Consider the following 835-nt stretch of genomic DNA (forward strand, 5'->3'; position numbering starts at 1 on the left):
TTAAGGATTCCGCATCTGTGATTCCGTCGGCTATCTGCTGCACACCTGTCTCAATAACGCCAAACGTTGAAAGTAGCGTCATCGCAGCTGCGATCAGAGTGATTACCCATAGCGTCGCAGAGAAGAACCATCTGCGCAGTTCTACCAAAAACCACTTGTGTAGCTCCAATGAGTGGGTCATGCTCGCACCTCGCTTCTGAGTTGGTTATATGCGGCTTCACTCGCTCCGGAAACACCCTGATTAAAGTCAAGCTCCACAAGTTTGCGCGCATGGATTGCATATAGAGTGTCGGCAAGTTGATCAATCTCGGTGAGTGTGTGTGTTGTAAGCAGAATGATCTTGCCGGCGGCTCGTTGATCCCGCACAAGTGTCCTGACAGATTCAACACCGTCTACGTCCAAGCCGTTAAACGGCTCATCCAGTACCAGTACTTTGGGATCCGGAAGAAGAGCCAAAACGATTTCCATGCGTCGGCGCATTCCGGTTGACAGCTTCTTTACCGGCTTTGAGTAAAATTTATCTACACCGAGTGCCTCGCAGAGGCTATCCCTATGGTTGCGTGATATTCCATGAACATTAGCCCAGTATTTGACTACGTTCTTGGTGGTCATGCGGGGCGGAAGACCATGTGCTTCCGTCACCACCCCAAACACATCAGACCGTTGAGGGAGCTTTTGAACGGGCAGACCATCAAATTCAACTACGCCATGTCCTGGTTTAATATCTCCAAGCATGGTGGCAATGAAGGTTGATTTCCCGGCTCCATTCGGTCCGATCAACCCTGTCACGGTTCCGCCATCCATCAAGAGGCTGACATCAGAAACCAGGGTCTGG

General features: G+C 50.7%; 2 protein-coding genes. Both read right to left on the reverse strand.

The annotated features are described in order from the left end of the window. A partial coding sequence (locus HMPREF1627_RS10610) for a hypothetical protein (protein WP_034499939.1) occupies nt 1-181 on the reverse strand: 181 nt, incomplete at its 3' end. Continuing rightward, on the reverse strand, nt 178-835 hold a 658-nt coding region (locus HMPREF1627_RS00350), incomplete at its 5' end, for an ABC transporter ATP-binding protein (protein WP_034499946.1). The genes HMPREF1627_RS10610 and HMPREF1627_RS00350, both read right to left, overlap by 4 nt.

The sequence above is a fragment of the Actinomyces sp. S6-Spd3 genome (genome assembly GCF_000758755.1).
GTDB lineage: Bacteria > Actinomycetota > Actinomycetes > Actinomycetales > Actinomycetaceae > Pauljensenia.